This window comes from Variovorax sp. DAIF25 (genome assembly GCF_050711835.1).
Classification (GTDB): Bacteria; Pseudomonadota; Gammaproteobacteria; order Burkholderiales; family Burkholderiaceae_C; genus Variovorax.
On record NZ_CP136636.1, the window covers coordinates 652,576 to 672,153 of the forward strand.

Genomic DNA, 19,578 nt, shown 5'->3' on the forward strand with positions numbered 1-19,578 from the left:
AAAACATCATTGTCCGGCTTGCGCGGGCGCGCCGCACGGCAGCGGCCTATCTTCGAGGCCTGTCTTCGTTCTCCTGGAGTGCCTCTCGTGTGGATCTATCTCCTGCTCGCGGTCTTCGGCGGCCTCGCGGGCGTCACCACCGTGCTGTTCGGTTTCGGCGGTGGCTTCGTCGTCGTGCCGCTGCTCTACCGCGTGCTGCTGCTCGCGCATGGCGAGCACAGCGCCACCGGCCGCGCGGCCATGCACATCGCGGTGGCGACCTCGACCTGCGTGATGATCGTGAGCGCGCTGCTCGCCACGCGGCGCCACCAGCGCGCCGGCACCATCGACTGGCCGCTGATCCGGCCGCTGCTCGGCTTCATCGGCCTCGGCGCCATCGTCGGTGCCGCGGCCGCGGTGCAGGCCGATGGCGGGTTCGTGCGGCTGGCCTTCATCGTCTATCTGGGCGTCACCATCCTCGACTGCCTGCTGCGCCCGGGCTTCATCGTGCGCCGTGCCACGGCGACGGCGGCCATCGCGCCGCTCTCGCGCGGCATCGCCACCGCGGGCAGCTTCGTCATCGGGCTGATCGCGGCCTTCCTCGGCGTGGGCGGCAGCGTGATGACCGTGCCGCTGATGCGCCGCCGTGGCATCGACATGACGCGCGCCACCGCCATGGCCAACCCGCTGTCGTTGCCCATCGCGCTGGCCGGCACCGCCACCTACATGGCACTGGCCTGGCGTTCGGGCGCGGCGCTCGAGGGCTGGCACCTCGGCTACGTCGACCTGCCGGCCTTCGCCGCGCTGGTCGCCGGCTCGCTGCTGGGCGTGCGCGCCGCCGCGCCGCTGATCGGCCGCCTGCCCGACCGCGTGCATGCCTGGGGCTACCTCGCGCTGCTGGTGGCGGTGCTGCTGGGCATGCTGCTGCGCTGAGCCGGTTCGCGAAACGCGCGCCTGCTTGTCATCGAAGTTCGACAGTTGGGCGCCGGCGGTTGCGGCGCCGCGCCGGGCCTGCCACCATGGCCGCATGCCTTACCAACTCCATTACTGGCCCACCATCCAGGGCCGCGGCGAATTCGTGCGGCTCGCGCTCGAGGCCGCCGGTGCCGACTACGTCGACGTGGCGCGCGAGCGCGAGGACCAGGGCGGCGGCGAAAGCGCCCTTGGCCGCCGGCTTGCCGATCCCCTGCAGACGCGGCCACCGTTCGCCCCGCCCTTCCTCGTCGACGGCGACATCGTCGTCGGCCAGACCGCCGCGATCCTGCTCTACCTGGGGCCGCGCCTGGGCCTGGCCGGCGTCGGCGAATCGGACGGCCTGTGGACGCACCAGCTGCAGCTCACCATCGCCGACGCAGTGGCCGAGGCGCACGACACGCACCATCCGCTCTCGACCGGCGACTACTACGAGGACCAGCGCGATGCCGCGCTGGCGCGTGCGAAGGGCTTCCGCGAGCAGCGCATCCCGAAGTTCCTGAACTGGTTCGAGCGCGTGCTGCAGCGCAATCCCTCGGGTGACCTGCACCTGGTGGGCGACGTGCTGACCTATGCCGACCTCTCGCTGTTCCAGCTGGTCGACGGGCTGCAGTACGCCTTTCCCAAGGCCACTGCGCACGCGCTCGCGAAGACGCCGGCGGTGGCGAAGCTGCATGCCAACGTCCGGCGCCGCCAGAGCGTGCAGGCGTACCTGCAGAGCCCGCGCCGCATCGCCTTCAACGAGGACGGCATCTTCCGGCGCTATCCCGAGCTGGACGCCTGATTCAGCGCACCAGCGCCGCCGCATCGCGCCATGCGGGTAGCGGCACCAGGCCGGCCATGGCCACGGGCCTGGCCTGCGGGCCGAACAGGTAGCGGTTCGGCACGATGCCTTCGAGATGTCCCAGCACGTCGCTGCGGTCGTCGATGAAATGCGTGATGCCCAGTTCGCGGCAGTGGTCGGCCTTCTGCGGACGCTGCAGGCAGAAGCGCAGGTTGCCGGGCGCCATGCCCGTGCGTTCGAAGAAGCGGTGGTGCGTGAGCCAGGCGCGGCTCTTGGCCTGCACGCTCGGTCCGCACTTCGACACCAGCCAGACGCGGCCCTCGAAGCGATCGACCAGCGGCGCGACGGCCTCGAACATGCCTTCGTAGGGCGGCGTGTCGAGCGCGTCTTGCAGCGAGCCGCCGATGAAGGCGGTGTCGCCGCCGTCGGCCCGCTCGGCCGCGATCAGCACGCGGCCGATGTCGATGCCCAGGCGCGGGAGATGTTGCGATGCGTTCTTCATGTCGTGTTCCTTTCTTTTGTGTGTGCGGTGGATCGTAGGAACGACGCCCATCACCAGGAACTACCGATATGCGATGGGCTATCCATAGAATGGATAGGTGGACATCCCCCGCACCAACCTCGACGCGCTGCAATCCTTCGCCGTGTTCGCCGACACTCTGAACTTCAGCGAGTCGGCGCGCCTGCTGCACATCAGCCAGCCGGCCCTGCATGCGAAGGTGCGCAAGCTGTCGGAGCAGCTCGACGCCAAGCTCTACCTGCGCGTGGGCAGCGCGCTGCAGCTCACCAGCGCGGGCGAGCAGGTGGCGCGCCATGCGCGCGAGCTGCTGCTGCTCAACCAGCGCTTCGTGAAGGGGCTCGCGCAGGGGCAGGAGCAGGCGGTGGTGAGCCTCGCGGCCGGCGAGGGCGCCTACCTCTACCTGCTGGGCAAGGCGTTGTCGCAGTTCTCGGGGCCGGGGGCCTCGCCGCACCTGCAATTGCTCACGCGCAACCGCGACGCCTCGGTGCAGGCGGTGCGAGCGGGCCAGGCCCAACTGGGCATCGCGCCGCTGGGCGCCGTGCCGGCCGATCTGCATGCGGTGCGGCTCACGATCGTCGGCCAGGTGCTGGTGCTGCCGCGCGCGCATGCGCTGGCCTCGCGCCGTTCGGTGCGCCTGCGCGATCTGCAGGGGGCGCAACTGATCGTGCCGCCCGCGGGCCGGCCGCACCGCGAGCTGCTCGGCCGGCTGCTGCAGGCCGAGTCGGTGGCGTGGCAGCCCTCGCTCGAGGCCGATGGCTGGGAGCTGATGCTGCGCTTCGCCCAGCTCGGCTTCGGCCTGACGGTGGTGAATGCCTGCTGCCGCATTCCCAAGGGCCTGGTGGCGGTGCCGCTGCAGGGCTATCCGCCGCTCGAGTACCACCTGTTCCGCGCGGCCGACCGTCCGCCGTCCGTACATGCGCAGCGCCTGTGGAATGCGCTGCTCGCGCAGGCCGATCACTGGAAGAACGCATGACGCCCGAGGACGCGAGCCGGTTCATCGCCTACGTGCTGCGGCATGCACCCGAATCCATCGGCCTCGCGCTCGATGCCGAGGGTTGGGCCGAGATCGATGCGCTGGTGGCCGGCGCGGTGGCCGCGGGCCGCGCGCTCACGCACGCGCAGGTCGTGCAGGGGGTCGATGCGGTCGAGCGGGGCGCGAAGAAGCGCTACGCGCTGTCGGCCGATGGCCGGTGCATCCGCGCGCTGCAGGGCCATTCGACGCCGCAGGTCCGCCGCAGCTTCGAGCCGGCGGTGGCGCCGGCCGTGCTGTTCCACGGCACGGCCACGCGCTTCCTCGCATCGATCCGCGCCGAAGGCCTGCGGCCCGGCACGCGGCAGCATGTGCACCTGTCGGCCGACGAGGCGACCGCCGTGCAGGTGGGGCAGCGCCATGGAAAGGCGCATGTGCTGCGGGTCGATGCGGGCGGAATGCAGGCGTTGGGCCATGCCTTCCACCGCGCGGAGAACGGGGTCTGGCTGACGGAGGCCGTGCCGCCGCGGTTCCTGTCGGGCTGGCCTTCGTCCGCCTGAGCTACGCGCCCGAGCGCTGGGTGGTCGAGCGCGAACGCGAGCGCTTGCGGGTGGTGCGGGGTTCGGCGGCGGGTTGCGCCGCGGCGCTGCGCAGGTCCTGGTTGCGCTGGTGCGCGCCCGCGATCACGCGGCGCAGGCCGCGCTCCATCGACTCGAGCTCCGAAGCCGTCATGTGCTCGTTGAACATCTCGTGGATGAGCTTCTGGTAGGGCGGCCACATCTTGCGGCGCAGCGCGCGGCCCTGCTCGGTCAGCACCGCGACGCGGCCGCGCCCGTCGGTCTCGTCGACCTCGCGCACCACCAGGCCCTCGGCCTCGAGCGTGGTGACGATGCGCGAGATGAAGCTGCGGCTGTAGACCGCGCGCTCCGCGAGTTCGTGCATGCGCATGCGGCCGTTCGGCGAGGCGTCGAGCAGCCACAGCACGTCGTACCAGGTCAGCGGCGGCAGGCCTTCCTTGCGGAAGCTGTCCTCCATGAAGTCGAGCACCAGCACATAGGCGCTGATGAAGGAGGCCCAGGTGGAGGTGCCGCGCACGGCGGTGGAACGGGGCGTTGCCATACGGGTGGGGAGCGCTTTCGGGAGTGAGCCTCGATTCTCTCTCCGCCGCGGTCGGCCACCCGGGCGCGCACCGCTAAGGGAGTGCCGCGTACCTGGCCTCGGGGTCGATGCCGTAGAGCGACAGGGCCCGCGCCGGCAGCTCCGCGTCGACCACGCCGTCGTCGGCCAGCGCCTTGAGCGCCGCGAGCGCGACGTGATGGCGATCGACCTCGAAGAAGGCGCGCAGCGCTTCGCGCGTGTCGGAGCGGCCGAAGCCGTCGGTGCCCAGGGTCACGAAACGGCGCTCCCCGACGAAGGGCCGGATCTGGTCGGGCACGATCTTCATGTAGTCGGTGGCGGCGATCGCCGGTCCGTCCTGGCCGGCCAGGCAGTGCGCGACGTACGAAGCGCGCGGTGCCTGCGCCGGATGCAGGCGGTTCCAGCGCTCGGCTTCGAGGCCGCCGCGGCGCAGCTCCGAAAAGCTGGTCACGCTCCAGATGTCGGCGCTCACGCCGAAGTCGCGCTGCAGCAGCGCGGCAGCCGCGATCACCTCGGAGAGGATCGCGCCGCTGCCCATCAGCTGCACATGCGGCGCGCCGGCGGTCCGGGCGCCTCGCTGCAGGCGGTACATGCCTTTCACGATGCCTGCCTCGGCACCTTCGGGCATCGCCGGATGCGCGGTCTTCTCGTTGAGCAGCGTGAGGTAGTAGAAGACGTCCTCCTGCGGCTCGCCATACATCCTGCGCAGCCCGTCCTGCACGATGACCGCGATCTCGTACGAGTAGGCGGGGTCGTAGGACACGCAGGACGGGATCACCGAGGACAGCACGTGGCTGTGGCCGTCGTCGTGCTGCAGGCCCTCGCCCTCGAGCGTGGTGCGGCCCGAGGTCGCGCCCAGCAGGAAGCCGCGCGCGCGGATGTCGCCGGCGGCCCAGGCCAGGTCGCCCACGCGCTGGAAGCCGAACATCGAATAGAAGATGTAGAACGGGATGGTGGCGACGCCGTGCGTGCTGTGCGCGGTCGCCGCCGCGATCCAGGACGACATCGCGCCCGATTCGTTGATGCCTTCCTGCAGGATCTGCCCCTGGCGGTCCTCCTTGTAGAAGCTCAGCTGGTCCGCGTCCTGCGGCGTGTAGAGCTGGCCCACGTGCGAATAGATGCCGACCTGGCGGAACATGCCGTCCATGCCGAAGGTGCGCGACTCGTCGGGCACGATCGGCACCACGCGCGGACCCAGCACCGGGTCCTTGAGCAGCTGCGCGAGGATGCGCACGAAGGCCATGGTGGTGGCGTACTCGCGCTCGCCGCTGCTCTGCAGGTGGCTCGCGAAGGCCGCGAGCGCGGGCGTCGCCAGCGGGCCCGGTCCGCGCGAGCGTGAGGGCAGGAGCCCGCCGGCGCGCTTCAGCCCGGCCTCGAGGCAGGCGGCTTCGGGGCTGCCGGGCGCGGGCTTGATGTACGGGATCTCCTCGAGCTGCTCGTCGGGCACCGGAATCGCGAAGCGATCGCGGAAGGCGCGCACGGCGGGGTCGCCCATCTTCTTCAACTGGTGGTTGATGTTGGCCGCTTCGCCGGCCGCGCCCATGCCGTAGCCCTTCACCGTCTTGGCGAGGATCACGGTCGGCTGGCCTTGGTGGCGCACGGCGGCGGCATAGGCCGCATGCACCTTCAAGGGATCGTGGCCGCCGCGGGCGAGGGCGCCGATCTGCGCGTCGCTCAGGTGCGCGACCCGCTGGCGCAGCTCGGGGTCCTTGCCGAAGAAGTGTTCGCGCACGTAGTCGCCGCCATGTGCCTTGAAGGCCTGGTACTCGCCGTCGACGCATTCCATCATGCGCCGGTGCAGCCGGCCGTCGTGGTCCTGCGCCAGCAGTTCGTCCCAGCCGCTGCCCCAGACGACCTTGATCACGTTCCAGCCCGCGCCGCGGTAGACGCTCTCGAGCTCCTGGATGATCTTGGCGTTGCCGCGGACCGGGCCGTCGAGGCGCTGCAGGTTGCAGTTCACCACGAAGATCAGGTTGTCGAGCTTCTCGCGGCCCGCCATCGCGACCGCGGCCAGGGTCTCGGGCTGGTCCTGCTCGCCGTCGCCGAGAAAGGCCCAGACCTTGCGGCCCTGCGCCGCGATCAATTCGCGGTCCTCGAGGTAGCGCATGTAGCGCCCCTGGTAGGCCGCCATCAGCGGGCCGAGGCCCATCGAGACGGTCGGGAACTGCCAGAAGTCCGGCATCGTGCGCGGATGCGGATAGGAGGCGAGGCCGCCGCCGATCTCGCGCCGGAAGCGGTCCATCTGCTGCTCCGACAGGCGCCCCTCGAGGTAGGCGCGCGCATAGATGCCGGGCGACGAATGGCCCTGGATGTAGAGCATGTCGCCGAGGAACCCGGGCGTGGCGGCGCGGAAGAAATGTCGGTAGCCGGTCTCGTAGAGCGTGGTGGCCGAGGCATAGGTCGCGATGTGGCCGCCGACGCCCGAGTGCTTGCCCGCGCGCAGCACCAGCGCCATCGCGTTCCAGCGCAGGTAGGCATCGAGCCGCAGCTCGATGTTCACGTCGCCCGGAAAGGCCGGCTGGTCGGCGACGCGCACGGTGTTCACGTAGGGCGTGGTGCGCGGCGCGGCATAGCGGCCCGCGGCCGCGTGGTCCTGCTCGATCAACTGGTCCAGCAGGTAATGGGCCCGGTCGCGGCCTTCGTGGATCACCACGGCGCGCATGGCGTCGAGCCATTCGCGTGTCTCTTGCGGATCGATGTCGTCCGCGCTCGCCAAGTCGTTCATTCGTTGCTCCTTCGTTGTGCGGTTCGTTGTTCGAACGTCTTGCGCATCCCACTGAATTTCATTATGTGGACATGAATCGCGCGATGCGCAACGGCAATGTATCCCTAGTTGATTGCAAATGCAATCAGTTGTGCTGTAACCTGCCTGGCGTGGATCGAGGCGATGGGGGAGATGAAGAAGGCTGAACTGGCCATGATTCACTGCCATGACCTCGATCTCGGCGGATCTATCTGCATGCGATAGCAACTATTGATGTGGCGGATCCGTACCCATGCCCATGGCGTCCGCCGGGGCCGAAGACAACCCCTCGAGAACCCAAAGGCATCCATGCCGCCCTCCGACCCGTCATCCAGCTTTCCCACGCCCGCGCAGTTGCGCGACCTCGATCCCGCGGACCTGTCCGCGGTGGCCCACGAACTTCGAAGCACGCTGCTGCGCGGCGTGTCGAGAACCGGCGGCCATCTCGCCTCGAACCTCGGCGTGGTCGAGCTCACGCTCGCCTTGCACCACGCCTTCGACACGCCACGCGATGCGCTGGTCTGGGATGTCGGCCACCAGTGCTATGCGCACAAGATCCTCACGGGCCGCGGCCCGGGCATGGCCACCCTGCGCAAGGTCGGCGGCCTGTCGGGGTTCACCTCGAGGGACGAATCGCCCTACGACCCCTTCGGTGCCGGCCATGCAGGCACGGCCGTCTCGGCGGCGCTGGGCCTGGCGATGGGCATGCGGGACGATGGCCGGCATGCCGTCGCGATCGTCGGCGACGGCGCGCTGTCGGCGGGGATGACTTTCGAGGCGCTCAATCACGCGGGCAGCTTCGCGGCCCTGCCGCTCGTCGTGGTGCTCAACGACAACGGGATGTCGATCTCGCCCGCGCTGGGCGCGCTGCACCGGCATCTGCGCGGGCTGGTCGAGCGCGGCGCTTCCGCTCGCGCTGACCACCGCTCGCTGTTCGAACTGCTCGGCCTGCGCTACACCGGTCCGATCGACGGCCACGATGTCGAGGCGCTCGTGGCCGCGTTCCGCAACGCGAAGACGTCGCGCGCGCCGCAGGTCATCCACGTCGTCACGCAAAAAGGCCGGGGCTACGCACCGGCCGAGGCAGACCCGACCACCTACCACGGCCCCGGTCCTTTCGATCTCGCCGTGGGCGTGGTCGCCAAGGCGGCGAGCCGCCCGACCTTCAGCCAGGTCTTCGGCGAATGGGTCTGCGATGCCGCGGCAAGTGATCCCGCGGTCGTCGCGATCACGCCCGCGATGCGCGAGGGCTCCTGCCTGGTCGATTTCGAGCGGCGGTTTCCCTCGCGCTTCGTGGATGCCGCCATCGCGGAGCAGCATGCGGTGACGCTGGCCGCGGGGCTCGCGGCGGCCGGCATGCGGCCGATCGTGGCGATCTATTCGACCTTCCTGCAGCGCGGCTACGACCAGCTCGTCCACGACGTCTGCCTGCAGCAGCTGCCGGTGCTGTTCGCGATCGACCGCGCGGGGATCGCGGGCGGCGATGGCGCCACGCACCTGGGCGCCTTCGATGTCGCGGCGCTGCGCTGCATTCCGAACCTGTTGCTGATGACGCCGGCCGACGGGCACGAGTGCCGGCGGATGCTCGCGCTGGGGCTGGGCCACGACGGGCCATCGGCGGTGCGCTACCCGAGGGCCGTCGTGCCCGCGGACGACGGCGTTCGCACGGACCAGCCCCTGGCGATCGGCCGTGGCGTGATCGTGCGCAGGTCGACGAACAACAGGCCCGCCGGGGTGGCGCTGCTCGCCTTCGGCCCCTTGCTCCACGCCGCGATGGAAGCCGCCGAAGCGCTCGATGCGACCGTCGCCAACATGCGCTTCGTCAAGCCGCTGGACGAGGCGCTGCTGCTCGAACTGGCCGCGACGCACGAGGTGCTCGTCACGCTCGAGGAGGCCTCGGCCATTGGCGGCGCCGGCGCGGCCTGCGCGGAGCGCATCGCGATGGAGGGGCTGCCCGTGCGGGTGTTGCGCCTGGGCCTGCCCGACGTCTTCATCGGGCATGGGGACCGAAGCGAACTGCTCGCGTTGCAGGGCCTCGATGCGGCGGGCATCGTCGCGTCGATCCGGACGTTCGTCGAAATGCACTGACGGCCCGCGCAACGCGCGGATGTAGGGCAAACGCGCCTCTTGCCCCGCCGGCATGGCGCGGCGCCAGGGCTCTGCCCGACAATTCGCGCCGAATCCTCCGCACCCGGCGCGCCTTGTTCTTCAAAACCGCTTCCACCGACATCCGCCGTGAAGGCGAGGGGCCCCTGGCCCGGGCGAGGGCGCGCCTGCCGTCGCCGATCGCCTGCCTGGTGTTCGTGCTGTCGGTGGCGCTGCTGGTGGCCATGGGCGCCTTCTTCGGCGACAACGCCGGCAGCAAGTACCCGCCGGGCGCGACGCAGCACATCACGCGGGCCGACTGGCAGGTGCAGCGCGCGAACGGCTTCATGGCGCCGCCGCTGATCTTCGGCGCGGGGCAGCTGCCCGATGCCTGGCAGCCGGTAGAGCTGCCGCTGGCGCTGCCGATCGCGCTGTTGGCCCAGGCCGACGCCAACACGATCTCGAACCCGGGCAAGGAGACGCGCATCACCTGGCTGCGGCTGAAGGTGCCGCCCCATCCCGGCCTGCGCGGACCGCTGGCGCTGTACGGCTCGCGCGTGAAGACCGACGGCACGATCGCGGTCTATGCCGATGGCCGGCTGGTGCATCGCGCGCAGGAGCTGGGGCCGCTGTGGAACAGCACCCGCACGCCGCTGTGGGTGGTGTTCGAGCAGCGCGACGACGGCTCGGCCGCGCGGCCGGCCGAGATCCTGATCCGGCTCGAGCACACGCGCGCCGCGCAGGTCGGCATCGCCTCGCTGTGGCTGGGGCCGGCCGATGCGCTCAAGGGCCGCTACCAGATGCGCCAGTGGCTGCAGCAGGAACTGCCCGCGATGCTGAGCGCGGCCTTCATGGCGGTGGGCGTGTTCGCGCTGTTCGTGTGGCTGTGGCGCCGGCACGAGACCGGCTATCTGCTGTTCTTCAACCTCGCGACCACCTCGTACCTGCGCGGGCTGCACTTCTACGTGGCGCTGCCGATCGCCAACGACTGGTTCGCCTGGCTCACGGTCAATGCGCTGTTCTGGCTGGTGGCGGTGGTGCACTTCGCGCTGCGGCAGTTGCACGACCGGCCGCTCACGCTGCTGACCTGGGCCGTGACGACGATCACGCTGCTCGTCAGCGTGCTGACCCTGCCCGGCATCGCGCTGCTGCCGAACACGCCGCAGGTCACGCCGCTGATCTACCTGGTGGCAGCGGCCATGGGCACGGTGGTCGGGCTGGTGGGCGGCATCAGCGCCTGGCGCCGTTCGCCCGAGGGGCGGCTGGTGGCGGCCGGCATCGGCGCATGCGTGCTGCTGGGCGCCACCGACTGGATGGTGCAGAACAACATCGTGAGCCCAGAGGGCTGGTACCTGGGCGCCTATGCGAATGCCGTCACCTTCAGCGTCTTCGGCATCCTGCTGTACCGGCGCTACGTGCACGCGATCGGCGAGGTGGAGCGCGTCAACGCCAGCCTCGCGCAGCGGCTGCAGGCGCGTGAGAGCGAGCTCGACCTGAGCCATCGCCGGCTGCGCGAGGTCGAGCGGCAGAAGACCATCAGCGACGAGCGCCAGCGGCTGATGCAGGACATGCACGACGGGCTGGGCTCCTCGCTGATCAGCGCGATCCGCTCGGTGGAAGAGGGCCGGCTCAGCGACCAGAAGGTGTCGCAGATCCTCCAGGGCTGCCTCGACGACCTGAAGCTCACCATCGATTCGATGGAACCGATCGATGCCGACCTGCTGCTGCTGCTCGCCACCTTGCGCTACCGGCTCGGCCCGCGGCTCGAGGGCATGGGCGTGTCGCTGACCTGGGAGGTGCAGGAGATCCCGCCGCTGCCGTGGCTCGATCCGTCGAGCGCGCTGCACGTGCTGCGCATCGTGCAGGAAAGCATCTCCAACATCCTGCGCCACACGCGCGCCACCACCATCCGCGTGGCGACCGGCACGGATGCCGCGCACGTGTGGGTGCGCATCGAGGACAACGGCCAGGGCTTCGACGTCGAGCAGGCCCTGACCGGCGGCCGGGGCCGCGGCCTGCAGAACATGCAGCGCCGCGCGCTCGCGGTGCAGGGCCACGTGGCGTGGGAGTCGGATGCCGCGGGCACGCGCTTCCTGCTTTGGCTGCCGCTGGTGCGGGCCGAGCGCCCTTCGGGGGCATGAGCCGTCGGGTACAGTGACGGCCCCTTGCCGCCGCACACCGACCCCTCCTCCGCCGACCACGGCATCCGTCTCGAATCCGTCGTGCTGGAGCGCGGCGCACAGCGCGTGTTCGATGGCCTCTCGCTCGAGCTGCGCGACGCGCGCGTCGGCGTCATCGGCGACAACGGCGCGGGCAAGAGCAGCCTGTTCCGGCTGATCAGCGGACTGGAGCCGCCGGGCGAAGGCCGGGTGCGCGTGCATGGCTGCGACACGGTGGCCGATCGCCGCCAGCTCTCGCAGCATGTCGGCCTGATGTTCCAGAACCCCGACGACCAGATCATCTTTCCGACCGTGGCCGAGGAGCTGGCCTTCAGCCTCACGGCGCGCGGCGAATCGCGCACCGAGGCACGCCGACAGGCACGCGACTTCCTCGCGCGGCGCGGCCTCGCGGCCTGGGCCGAGCGCGCCATCGGCGAACTGAGCCAGGGCCAGCGCCAGCAGGTGTGCCTGCTGGCCTTGCTGATCAGCCGGCCCGCCACCCTGCTGCTCGACGAACCGTTCGCGAGCCTCGACCTGCTGAGCCAGGCCCGGCTGTCGGCGCAGCTCGCCGCGAGCGACCAGCAGGTGCTGGTGTCGACGCATGTGCTCGAACACGTGCACGACTTCGAGCGCGTGCTGTGGCTGGCGCAGGGCCGGGTACAGGCCGACGGCCCCGGCCGCGAGGTCTGCGAGGCCTATGCGCAGGACGTGCGCCGCCGCGCGGCGATGGACCTGACGCATGCGTAGCCTCTACCTCGATCGCCGCACCTGGATGCACGCGGTGCCGGCGTGGCTCAAGCTCGCGCTGCTGTCGGCCGGCGGCACCGCGCTCGTGCTGACGGACCGGCCGGCGGTGCTGGGCGCGGCCTGCGGGCTGGCGCTCGTGCTGTTCGCTTCGCTCGGGCGGCCCGCGTGGGGCCGGGTGCGCACGCTGTTCGGCATCGCGATCGCCTGCGCGTTCATCGTCGGCTTCCATGCGCTGCTCGGCACCACGCTGCTCGGCGTGGCGAGCGCGCTGCGCATCGCCGCCGCCGCGGTGCTCGCGCTGATGCTGACGCTGACCACGCGCTTCGAGGACCTGCTCGCGGTGCTCGAGACGGTGCTGCAGCCGCTGCGCCGCCTGGGCGTGCCCACCGACCGCATCGCGCTCGGCCTCGGACTCACGCTGCGTTTCGCCGAGAACTTCTATGTGCAGTGGCAGCGGCTCGACGACGCGCATCGCGCGCGCGCCGGCCGCGGCGGCGGGCTGCGGCTGCTGGCGCCGCTGACCATCCGCACGCTGCAGACCGCGGAGCGCGTGGCCGATGCGCTCGCGGCGCGGCTCGGACGCTGATCAAGTGGCGGCGCGGAAGCGCGTGAGGCTCACGTAGTCCTTGCGCGGACCGCGCACGGTGTGGCGCAGCGTGAAGCTGCCGTCGGCCAGGAAGCGGTAGAGGCTGTCGTAGAGGTCGGCGGCGCACGGGTGCGCGGCGGTGCCAATCCAGGCGCTGGCCTCGTCATCGCCCGGTTGCAGCGCGATCTCGTGGAACAGGCGGGGCGGCTGTTCGGCGAACAGCACCGCGAAGCCGCCCGGACGGCCTTGGTACAGGTACTCGCGATGCGCATCGAAGGCGCGGCCATCGAGCAGGCGCAGCCGACCCTCCTCGCGGTAGTGCAGGGTGGCGTGCGCCGCGCCTGGCAGGGGGCCGAAGACGGCCGTGCCGTGCATCGACGCCTGGCCTTCGATCGTGCGTTCGAAGGTCCAGCCGCCCGCGAGCCGGGCCCAGACCTCATCGGCCTCGCCCCATGGTGAGAGAGAAAGGGTGGGGTCAGGCGCCTGCATGGCGGCGACTCTATCCCCAGGCGGAATGGCCCTCCATGTCGGACGGAGGCGATTGATTGTTTCCTTCCCGTGAACGCCGCGGTTCCATTTGCCTAGGGTTTTTACCTAGTTTTGAGGAGCACAATTCATCTCACGGACCAGCCGCCGGCTCCAAGACAAGTAGAAGGCAGCGACTGATCTGGGTGAACAGGCACTAGCGAGGTGGCCGCCCCCTTAACGGACGGCGCCCCCCAAGACCGGTTCGAATCATCCAAAGTCAAGTCACAAGAATTGAAGGAATACTCAAATGAACGCCTCGAAGCTCCTCTCCGCCGTTGCCCTCTCCCTGCTGGCCGCTGCCGGTGCAGCCCATGCCGAAACCTATGAGGGTGTGCATCCCCTGACCTCGGCCGCCAGCCGCGCCGAAGTCGCCGGCCAGGCCGTCATCGCCGCTCGCAGCGCCGATCCCTATGCCGAAGGCGCGAACGCCGGCCCGGCCCAAGTGATCGTGTCGCAGACCAACCTGGCCACCGTGCGTGCAGAAGCCGTTGCCGCCGCGCACAGCGCCGACCCGTACGCCGAAGGCGCTTCGTCGGGCGTGGCCCCGCTGATCGCCAGCACCGTGGACCGCAACGCAGTGCGCGCACAAGCCCGCGCTGCTGCCCGCGGCGACTCGCTGCCGCTGTAATCGGCACCCAGAACTCGGTCGCATCGCGGGGCTCGTCCTCGCGGTGAGTCGAGAGGTTTAGCCACCCGGAGGCCGGCCCTTGCGAAAGCAGGGGCCGGCCTTTCGCTTGAGGGTGGTTAATCCAAAGCATTAACGGCCGATGCCGCGTGCTTCGGGGTCGATGCGGCCAAGAAGCCGGGTCTGTCGCACAAATCGCACAGACCTGCAGGAGGCGCGTCGAGCGCTTTCGGCTTTCATGCGTCGCGCGCGAACCCATGCGGTCGCTGGCGCACCGCAGCAAGCCACTGCAACGTTGCACCGCCGCGGTGCGCTTCGCCCTCCCGTTCGGCCGATCGCACGAGTCACCGTCCGCCGAATGGCGCATTGCCATGCTGCAATGCATGATCGATGATGTTGTTCGCGGCTCGATGGACCGCACAACGTCATGCTTTCGGCCTACAGCGCCATTGTGGTGCGGGCACGCGAAAATGTACGGGCGCTTCTGCCACGACAAAAGCAAGCACGACCCTCGCCGCCGAGCGCGGCTGACCCATTACGCATGGCCCTCACTCTCGACACCGAAGACACGCGACAAAGGATCCACGATCTCGTGTGGTCAGGCTTTCATCACGACGCCGACGTCGAATGGATGATCACCGACGAGTACCTCGATCCCGACGAGCTGACTTCCGATGACCGGGCCTGGGTCAAGGCCGAGACCGCGCGCGCCTGCGCCGCCAAACATGCGGCCGAAGCCGAGTGGCCCGCGCAGACCGAATACGACCGCCTCGAGACCGCGTTCGCGCAGCTGCGCGAAGAGAAGATCATCGCGCTGCACCGCGCTGGCAACACGCTGGCCGATGGCCAGGACGATGTGCGCGAAGCCTGGCGCGCCGCAGGCCGCGATGCCTCGGGCATCCTGGGCTGCTGCTTCTATCACGCACAGGACCTCGAGCGCGCGGTGCGCACCGGCCGGCTGCACCTGGCCTTCAGCGGCGGCCTGATCCCCGAGATCGCGCGGCGCGAGGCCAACACCGTCGCGGTCGGGCAGCGCATCGCCGCGCTGCTCCAGGGCGTCGGCTTCGTCGTGCACTGGAGCGGCAACATCGACGAACGCATCGAGGTCGACCTCGGCCAGTGGCGCAAGCGAGGCCCATCGGCGTGAGCGTGCAGGCCTGGCAGCCGCCGCGCCGCATCGATGCGATCGATTTCTGGCTGCGCTCCCGGTTGCTGGCCACCGCGCATGGGTTGCGCGAGACCTTGCGTCCTTCCGCGCGGCGCTGGCCCGTGGCCGAGGCGCTGGCCGATGCGCCCGTGCTGGCGCGCTTCAGCAGCCCGCTGTGGACCGACGGGCGCGACGATGAATTCGCGCTGGTCGCCGGCAAGGTGCAGAACCTGCGCGTGGCGCGCGGCGCCTTCGATGCCATCGAGGTTCCCGCGGGCGAGGTGCTGAGCTTCTGGCGCCAGTTGGGCCGGCCCAGCGCCTGGCGCGGCTTCGTGCAGGGCCGAGAGCTGCGCGGCGGCTGCGTGGTGCCGACGCTGGCGGGAGGGCTCTGTCAGCTCTCGAATGCACTGGCCACGGTCGGCGCTCGCGCGGGGCTCGAGCTGGTCGAGCGCCATGCCCACACCGCGCGCATCGAACAGGCCGCGGCCGCGCCCGACGATGCAGTGGACGCGACCGTGTTCTGGAACTACGTCGACCTCAAGCTGCGCGCGCGCCATGCGTGGCGGCTCGAGGTCGAGCTCACGGCCACCGAGCTGGTGCTGCGCATCCGCGCGCATGCGCATCCGGTCGCGTCGCCCATCGCGCCGCGCGTGATGTGGCGTGCACCGCACGATGTGGGCGTCGATGCGCCATTGCCGCCCGTGGCGCACGGCTGCCTGAGCTGCGACCGCAACGATTGCTTCCGTCACCGGCCCGCGCTGCCGGCCGCGGCCCAGGGGCGGACCGCCGCGCTGCTCGACGCCTGGACGCCCGAGTTCGCGCGCTACCTCGAGGCCCATCATGCCGAGGCCGATCGCATACAGCGCGCGCCCGTGCGGCTGGCGTTCTGGCGACCGATGACGGATTGGCGCGGCGGCGAGGCGCCGGTCCATCGCCCCTGGCTGGCCAGCGTTCGCGGTGCCCTGTGGCGCCGCCTGTGGGCGCGCCAGGAAGGCGGGCGGCGGCAGGCCAGCGTGATCGATGCGCAGCGCTGGCTCGCCCAGGCCTTCGCGACACGGCTGCTGCCCGAACACACGCAACTGGTGGTCGACCAGGCGCTGTTGCCGCATCTGCAGCGCCTCGGCGCGCTCGACGGGCGCGCGTTCACCGTGCTGGCCGGCGCGCTGCCGATGGCCGAGATCGAGGCACGTCTCGATGCGGCCGCTGCGCGCTGGCCCGACGACACCACGCTGCGCGACTTCCGTGCCGCGCCGTCGATGGTGCGCGCCGAAGCCCAGGCGTTGGCACGTGCCGCGGTGGTGATCACGCCGCATGCGGCGGTGGCGGCCACGATGGCCAGCGCGGCGCCGCAAGCCACGCTCGAGCGGCTCGAATGGGTGCTGCCCGGCATGTCGCCGCGCGCGAACCGGACGCCGGACGACGGCGCGCCACTGGTTGTGCTGCCCGCCAGCGCCCTCGCACGCAAGGGCGCGCGCGAGCTGGCCGCGGCACTGCGCGGCAGCGGATGGCGCCTGCGCGTGCTCGGCACGCCGTCGGCCGATGCCTCGCTCTGGCAGGGCATCGCGCTGGACGCGGCCCGCGATCCGTGCAGTGACTGGCTCGAAGGTGCCCGCGTGGTGGTGCTGCCCGCGCATGTGGAACACGCGCCACGCGCGGCGCTGCGCGCGCTTGCGACCGGCGTGCCGGTGGTGGCCTCCACCGCCTGCGGTCTCGCGGGCCTGCAGGGCGTGCGCGAAGTGAGTGCGGGCGACGTCGACGGCCTGCGCACCGCACTGCGAGAAGCGATCGATGGCACGGGCCACTTCAACGAACACGACGACAACGACCAGCGCTTTCCATGACCATCGATCTCCAGACGCTCAAGTGCGGCGAATGCGGCAGCAGCGTGCTCAAGCGCACCGGCCTCAACGAATTCACCTGCCAGCACTGCGGCTCCGTCACGCTGGTGGAGGACGACATCTCCGACCGCCTCGACCGCGTGCTCGACCAGGTCAAGGATGCGGCCGCGCGCCGCCTCGCCGACGAGCAGGCGGCGCGGCAGAAGGTGGCGATGCGCACCGCGGGCTTCGCGGTCGCGGCCGTGTTCGGCATCACGCTGCTCGTGATGGTGGTGCAGATGTTCACGCGCAAGGACGCGCCCGAGGGCGGCCGCCGCGCCTCGGTCGCCGCGGTGGTCGACCGCAACATTCCCACCGATGGCCTCAAGCTCGGCGAACCGCGCCAGGTGCTGGTGGGCAGCGGCAGTTCGGCGCGGCCCAAGCTGCTGGTGGTGGTGCGCAACGAGACCGGCAAGCCGCTCGAGCGCGCCAGCGTCAAGGCCGCCTTCTACGACGGCGAGACGCGGCTCGAGGAACGCAGCGAGTCGCTGCCGATCTCGGTGCTCGAGCCCGGCGAGAGCGCGCCGCTGCTGTTCGATCTGCCGAGCGGCAAGAACGTCACGCGCCAGGAGCTGCAGGTGCAGCGCCTGTCGGCGCCGTATCGTTCGGCCGACGGTGCGCGGCTCGCGTTCTCGCGCCTGCGGCTGGTGCAGCAGGGCGATCGCGTGCGGCTGGTGGGGCGCGTGGTCAACGAGCGCAAGGACGCGGCGATCGGCGGCGTCGAGGCGCTCGCCACGCTCTACGACGATGCCGGCAACGTGATCGGCTTCGGCCGCGGCTATGCGCAGGGCAACGACATCGCGCCCGGCGCGCGCAGCGCGATCGACATCGACGTCGCGCGCTTCGGCCGCGCCGCGCAGGTCGCGGCCTGGGACTACCGCATCGCCTACAGCACCATCGAAGCCGGCGGCTCGCGCACCGCGGTGCGCAGCGCCGACCGCGTGATCCGCACCACCGGCGCGCCCGAGGTCTTCCATGCCGACCTGCGCCTGAGCACCGAGGACCTGCTGGCCGACGACAGCGAGCGTTTCGACCTCAAGGAGCTTGAACTGCTGCCGCTGGTGGCCGGCCGCAGCAACATCCAGCGACCGCTGTTCCTGATCGAACTCGTGAACCGCAGCAAGGACACGGTGGTGATCGCGCCCGGCGGCGTGATCTCGCGCTTCGGCGGCAGCAAGGCCGACGGCGCCACCGCCATCCAGGGCCTGGCCTACCTCTACCCGGGCGAACGCTTCCCGATCCTGCTGGAGCCGCGCGATGTCGACCGCATCACCCAGACCCGCGTCGAATGGAAGCCGATGCGCCGCGCGGCGCTGCCCGGTCCGCGCACGCCGCTCGAGGTGCAGGTGACCGGCACCAAGGCCGAGACCGGCAGCGTGCTGCTCAATTTCAGCCAGCGCTTCCTCTACAAGAGCGTGCAGGTCACGGGCAAGGTCAGCAATCCGGGCACGAACATCGTCGGCAAGGTGCGGCTGTGGGTGAGCCTGCGCGACCGCGACGGGCAGCTCAGCGGCTTCAAGCTGGTCGACAACCTGCCGGCCATCGCGCCCGGCGAGAGCGTGCCGTTCCAGGTCAACGTGGAGCAGAACGGCCGCGACTTCGCGAGCGTCGGCACGCTATACCAAACCGAATAGCCCCGCAGCCAGCGTTTGCGGGCGCTTCGCGCCATGATCGGCGGATGACCGATTTCTCGATCCTCGACCTCTCCCCGATCGTCGAAGGCAGCGATGCCGCGCAGTCCTTTCGCAACTCGCTGTCGTTGGCGCAGCACGGCGAAAAGCTCGGCTACCGCCGCTACTGGCTCGCCGAGCACCACGGCATGCCGGGCATTGCCAGCGCGGCCACCGCGGTGCTGCTGTCGCACGTGGGCGCGGGCACCTCGACGATCCGCATCGGCGCCGGCGGCGTGATGCTGCCCAACCATTCGCCGCTGGTCATCGCCGAGCAGTTCGGCACCCTCGAATCGCTCTACCCGGGCCGCATCGACCTGGGCCTGGGCCGCGCCCCCGGCTCCGACCAGCGCACCGCGCGCGCGCTGCGCCGCAACCTCGAGTCTGACGCCGACCAGTTCCCGCAGGACGTGATCGAGCTGATGGACTTCATGTCGAAGAACCCGCAGCAGGCGGTGCGCGCCGTGCCGGGCGCCGGGCTCGAGGTGCCGGTGTGGATCCTCGGCTCGAGCACCTTCGGCGCGCAGCTGGCCGCCCACCTGGGCCTGCCCTATGCCTTCGCCTCGCACTTCGCGCCGCAGCAGATGATGCAGGCGATCCAGATCTACCGCGAGACCTTCAAGCCCTCGGCGCAGCTCGCCAAGCCCTACGTGATGCTGGGCTTCAACGTGTTCGCGGCCGACACCGACGCCGAGGCCGAGTTCCGCGCCACCTCGTGGCAGCAGGCCTTCGTCAACCTGCGCAGCGGCCGGCCCGGCCGGCTGCCGCCACCGGTCGAGGGCTACCGGCAGAAGGTCGGCCCGGCCGAGAACGCGCTGCTCGACTCGGTGCTGTCGTGCTCGGCCGTGGGCTCGCCCGACACCGTGCGCGCTGGCCTGGAGGCCTTCATCGAGCGCACCGGCGCCGACGAGCTGATGATCACCTCGCAGGTCTTCGACCACGCCTCGCGGCTGCGCTCCTACGAGCTGCTGGCCCGCATCCGGGACAGCCTGCGCGCCTGAGCGGGCACCCCCGGATTTCCCCACGCCGACCCCGCCTCGCCGGGGCTG

At 70.7% G+C, this 19,578-nt stretch carries 17 protein-coding genes; 13 read left to right on the plus strand and 4 right to left on the minus strand.

The annotated features are described in order from the left end of the window. The first annotated feature begins 87 nt into the window (after positions 1–87). Positions 88–912 (plus strand): sulfite exporter TauE/SafE family protein, encoded by an 825-nt coding sequence (locus R0232_RS03110; RefSeq protein WP_296796118.1) that lies wholly within the window; start codon positions 88–90, stop codon positions 910–912. Between the two features lie 94 nt (positions 913–1,006). After that, positions 1,007–1,735, plus strand: a complete 729-nt coding sequence (locus R0232_RS03115) for a glutathione S-transferase (protein WP_093350421.1) — start codon at positions 1,007–1,009, stop codon at positions 1,733–1,735. Position 1,736: 1 nt separating this feature from the next. Here R0232_RS03115 and R0232_RS03120 read toward each other — a convergent pair whose 3' ends face one another. Continuing rightward, positions 1,737–2,237 (minus strand): hypothetical protein, encoded by a 501-nt coding sequence (locus tag R0232_RS03120; protein WP_431511207.1) that lies wholly within the window; start codon positions 2,235–2,237, stop codon positions 1,737–1,739. A 97-nt stretch (positions 2,238–2,334) separates the two neighbouring features. Here R0232_RS03120 and R0232_RS03125 point away from each other — a divergent pair, with 97 nt between their 5' ends. Then, complete coding sequence (locus R0232_RS03125; protein WP_431511208.1) at positions 2,335–3,228, plus strand: LysR family transcriptional regulator; 894 nt, start codon at positions 2,335–2,337, stop codon at positions 3,226–3,228. Beyond that, complete coding sequence (locus tag R0232_RS03130) at positions 3,225–3,785, plus strand: RNA 2'-phosphotransferase (RefSeq protein WP_431511209.1); 561 nt, start codon at positions 3,225–3,227, stop codon at positions 3,783–3,785. Before R0232_RS03125 ends, R0232_RS03130 begins: the two co-directional genes overlap by 4 nt. 1 nt (position 3,786) lies before the next feature. Here the strand turns inward: R0232_RS03130 and R0232_RS03135 are convergent, their stop codons facing one another. Then, positions 3,787–4,344, minus strand: a complete 558-nt coding sequence (locus tag R0232_RS03135; protein WP_431511210.1) for a MarR family winged helix-turn-helix transcriptional regulator — start codon at positions 4,342–4,344, stop codon at positions 3,787–3,789. A 73-nt stretch (positions 4,345–4,417) separates the two neighbouring features. Next, entirely contained in the window at positions 4,418–7,087 is a 2,670-nt protein-coding gene (gene aceE / locus R0232_RS03140; RefSeq protein WP_431511211.1) for a pyruvate dehydrogenase (acetyl-transferring), homodimeric type, read from the minus strand. A 327-nt stretch (positions 7,088–7,414) separates the two neighbouring features. Here aceE and R0232_RS03145 point away from each other — a divergent pair, with 327 nt between their 5' ends. The 4 genes from R0232_RS03145 to R0232_RS03160 all read left to right on the plus strand — a co-directional run bounded on the left by R0232_RS03145 (position 7,415) and on the right by R0232_RS03160 (position 12,682). Then, positions 7,415–9,193, plus strand: a complete 1,779-nt coding sequence (locus R0232_RS03145; RefSeq protein ID WP_431511212.1) for a 1-deoxy-D-xylulose-5-phosphate synthase — start codon at positions 7,415–7,417, stop codon at positions 9,191–9,193. A 242-nt stretch (positions 9,194–9,435) separates the two neighbouring features. Then, positions 9,436–11,331, plus strand: coding sequence for a sensor histidine kinase (locus tag R0232_RS03150; RefSeq protein WP_431512852.1), 1,896 nt, complete (start codon positions 9,436–9,438; stop codon positions 11,329–11,331). Between the two features lie 24 nt (positions 11,332–11,355). Continuing rightward, the gene (locus R0232_RS03155; protein WP_431511213.1) at positions 11,356–12,096 is read left to right on the plus strand and encodes an energy-coupling factor ABC transporter ATP-binding protein; all 741 of its coding nucleotides are present in this window, start codon (positions 11,356–11,358) and stop codon (positions 12,094–12,096) included. Then, the gene (locus R0232_RS03160) at positions 12,089–12,682 is read left to right on the plus strand and encodes an energy-coupling factor transporter transmembrane component T family protein (RefSeq protein WP_431511214.1); all 594 of its coding nucleotides are present in this window, start codon (positions 12,089–12,091) and stop codon (positions 12,680–12,682) included. The genes R0232_RS03155 and R0232_RS03160 overlap by 8 nt, the downstream gene beginning before the upstream one ends. On the opposite strand, the gene R0232_RS03165 is transcribed toward R0232_RS03160, so the two are convergent. Then, positions 12,683–13,171 carry a DUF6314 family protein gene (locus R0232_RS03165; RefSeq protein ID WP_431511215.1) on the minus strand — a complete coding sequence of 163 codons (489 nt, stop codon included), beginning with the start codon at positions 13,169–13,171 and terminating at the stop codon, positions 12,683–12,685. A gap of 286 nt (positions 13,172–13,457) precedes the next feature. On the opposite strand from R0232_RS03165, the gene R0232_RS03170 reads away from it, so the two are divergent. The 5 genes from R0232_RS03170 (at position 13,458) to R0232_RS03190 (ending at position 19,530) form a co-directional block, all read left to right on the plus strand. Continuing rightward, positions 13,458–13,838, plus strand: coding sequence for a helicase SNF2 (locus tag R0232_RS03170; protein WP_208511324.1), 381 nt, complete (start codon positions 13,458–13,460; stop codon positions 13,836–13,838). Positions 13,839–14,376: 538 nt separating this feature from the next. Continuing rightward, positions 14,377–14,982: a DUF6891 domain-containing protein gene (locus R0232_RS03175; RefSeq protein ID WP_431511216.1), complete on the plus strand. Its 606-nt coding sequence runs from the start codon at positions 14,377–14,379 to the stop codon at positions 14,980–14,982. Continuing rightward, positions 14,979–16,823: a VanW family protein gene (locus R0232_RS03180; RefSeq protein WP_431511217.1), complete on the plus strand. Its 1,845-nt coding sequence runs from the start codon at positions 14,979–14,981 to the stop codon at positions 16,821–16,823. The genes R0232_RS03175 and R0232_RS03180 overlap by 4 nt, the downstream gene beginning before the upstream one ends. Beyond that, entirely contained in the window at positions 16,820–18,493 is a 1,674-nt protein-coding gene (locus R0232_RS03185; RefSeq protein ID WP_431511218.1) for an FxLYD domain-containing protein, read from the plus strand. Before R0232_RS03180 ends, R0232_RS03185 begins: the two co-directional genes overlap by 4 nt. Before the next feature lie 44 nt (positions 18,494–18,537). Further along, the gene (locus tag R0232_RS03190; RefSeq protein ID WP_431511219.1) at positions 18,538–19,530 is read left to right on the plus strand and encodes an LLM class flavin-dependent oxidoreductase; all 993 of its coding nucleotides are present in this window, start codon (positions 18,538–18,540) and stop codon (positions 19,528–19,530) included. The last annotated feature ends 48 nt before the right edge of the window (positions 19,531–19,578 follow it).

Coding starts and splice junctions, on each gene's coding strand:
- R0232_RS03115 (WP_093350421.1), top strand. CDS start 1,007: ATGCCTTACCAACTCCATTACTGGCCCACCATCCAGGGCCGCGGCGAA.
- R0232_RS03120 (WP_431511207.1), bottom strand. CDS start 2,237: ATGAAGAACGCATCGCAACATCTCCCGCGCCTGGGCATCGACATCGGC.
- R0232_RS03130 (WP_431511209.1), top strand. CDS start 3,225: ATGACGCCCGAGGACGCGAGCCGGTTCATCGCCTACGTGCTGCGGCAT.
- R0232_RS03135 (WP_431511210.1), bottom strand. CDS start 4,344: ATGGCAACGCCCCGTTCCACCGCCGTGCGCGGCACCTCCACCTGGGCC.
- aceE (WP_431511211.1), bottom strand. CDS start 7,087: ATGAACGACTTGGCGAGCGCGGACGACATCGATCCGCAAGAGACACGC.
- R0232_RS03145 (WP_431511212.1), top strand. CDS start 7,415: ATGCCGCCCTCCGACCCGTCATCCAGCTTTCCCACGCCCGCGCAGTTG.
- R0232_RS03150 (WP_431512852.1), top strand. CDS start 9,436: ATGGGCGCCTTCTTCGGCGACAACGCCGGCAGCAAGTACCCGCCGGGC.
- R0232_RS03160 (WP_431511214.1), top strand. CDS start 12,089: ATGCGTAGCCTCTACCTCGATCGCCGCACCTGGATGCACGCGGTGCCG.
- R0232_RS03165 (WP_431511215.1), bottom strand. CDS start 13,171: ATGCAGGCGCCTGACCCCACCCTTTCTCTCTCACCATGGGGCGAGGCC.
- R0232_RS03170 (WP_208511324.1), top strand. CDS start 13,458: ATGAACGCCTCGAAGCTCCTCTCCGCCGTTGCCCTCTCCCTGCTGGCC.
- R0232_RS03175 (WP_431511216.1), top strand. CDS start 14,377: ATGGCCCTCACTCTCGACACCGAAGACACGCGACAAAGGATCCACGAT.
- R0232_RS03185 (WP_431511218.1), top strand. CDS start 16,820: ATGACCATCGATCTCCAGACGCTCAAGTGCGGCGAATGCGGCAGCAGC.
- R0232_RS03190 (WP_431511219.1), top strand. CDS start 18,538: ATGACCGATTTCTCGATCCTCGACCTCTCCCCGATCGTCGAAGGCAGC.